General features: G+C 56.5%; 1 protein-coding gene. It reads left to right on the top strand.

Features of this window, described 5'->3' with window-relative positions; genetic code table 11:
• Positions 1 to 133 precede the first annotated feature (133 nt).
• Complete coding sequence (locus tag A3722_RS14175) at positions 134 to 1,168, top strand: IS110 family transposase (protein WP_067629926.1); 1,035 nt, start codon at positions 134 to 136, stop codon at positions 1,166 to 1,168.
• The last annotated feature ends 363 nt before the right edge of the window (positions 1,169 to 1,531 follow it).

Raw genomic sequence — 1,531 nt, 5'->3', positions numbered from 1 at the left:
AAATGGAACCACCGCACCTATGCCTTAGAAAAGCATCGTTTTCGGCCCTTAGCATGCGTAATTGGGCTGCCCCTATTCAGAGGTCGAGCTCCCGTTAAAATCACAGCCAGACTGTGAACAAGGGAGATGAATGATGGAATATTTTGCCGGTTTGGATGTGTCACTTCGCTCATGTGCCATCTGTGTCGTCGATGCCAAAGGCAAGGTGATGCTCGAAAAGGAACTATCCTGTGAAGTCGGCGATATCGCCGATTGCCTGAACAGCTCCGGTTATCCGATCGAGCGCATCGGTTTTGAGGCTGGCACGCTGAGCCAGCATCTCTTTTATGGTCTGACCAGTGAAGGTTTTGATGTCGTCTGCATGGAAGCCCGCCAAGTGAATGCTGCCCTTTCAGCGATGCGCAACAAGACTGACAAGAACGACGCGCGTGGGATTGCCCATGTTCTGCGAACCGGCTGGTTCAGCCCGGTCCACATGAAGAGCCGGGAAGCGCATGGTGTGCGGGCCTTGCTCAGCACCCGCAAAGCATTGCTCAACAAGACAATCGATCTCGCCAATGAAGTGCGCGGGCTGTTGAAGATCTTTGGCCTCCGTCTTCCCAAGACAGTGCAGCATGGTAGCTTTGACAGCCTCGTCCGCCCGATGATTGAAATAGATGAGGTGCTGGCACATGCGATTATCCCGCTGCTTGATGCGCGACTGACCTTGTATCAGCACTTTCTTGAACTGGACCGCCGTGTCAAACGCGCCGCCGCCCGGGATGAAGTATGTCTGCGGATGATGACCGTTCCGGGTGTCGGGCCGATTGCGGCGCTGACCTTCAAGGCTGCCGTTGACGATCCTTCGCGCTTCAAACGGTCTCGCACCGTTGCCGCGCATTTCGGACTGACACCAAGGCGCTATCAATCTGGCGAGCACGACAATCCTGGCAGGATTTCGAAAGCCGGAGACCGGGATGTAAGAGCGACGCTTTATGCGGCCGCGAATGCACTGCTAATGCGCACGATAGCAGGCTCTCAGATCAAGTCCTGGGGCATGCGACTGGTGCGAACCAAAGGACGCCGCCGCGCCGTTGTCGCGGTGGCCAGAAAGCTCGCCGTCCTGCTGCATAGAATGTGGACAGATGGCACCGAGTTCCGTCCGGCACAGGTGGAGGGCACAGCATGATCTGATCCGCCACCCTCAAAAGCCGAACGGGATCGTCCCTCACCGGACGAGGTCTGTGGAAGAAGCCGAAAATGGCTGCTGCGCAACGAGAAGCGCGTCCCTTAGCAAGGCTCTCCGCTGCCAATCCGACACATGCGTGCAGCGATGCCCGACGGCATCAACCAAACTGCGAAGAGAAGCGTGACCCGGATGAGTGACAATGATCCACAAGAAAGAAGGAAAACGAGCTTGACCCAAACGCCCAATTAGAGAAGCCGCCATTCTCTTTGCCGCAGATACTGCGTGATCACGTCGCGATCTACCGCTCTCCCTTCCTTTCCGCCCCGGCGGCGGGCTGGCTGTTCTATACATTCAGTTTCGTTT

This window comes from Sulfitobacter sp. HI0027, from assembly GCF_001634775.1.
GTDB lineage: Bacteria > Pseudomonadota > Alphaproteobacteria > Rhodobacterales > Rhodobacteraceae > Sulfitobacter.
The sequence above is the reverse complement of the archived record's forward strand: the minus strand, read 5'-3'. Positions and strand labels throughout refer to the sequence as shown.

Bases quoted from the DNA above. Each gene is read 5' to 3' on its own strand.
- A3722_RS14175 (WP_067629926.1), top strand. From the start codon at position 134: ATGGAATATTTTGCCGGTTTGGATGTGTCACTTCGCTCATGTGCCATC.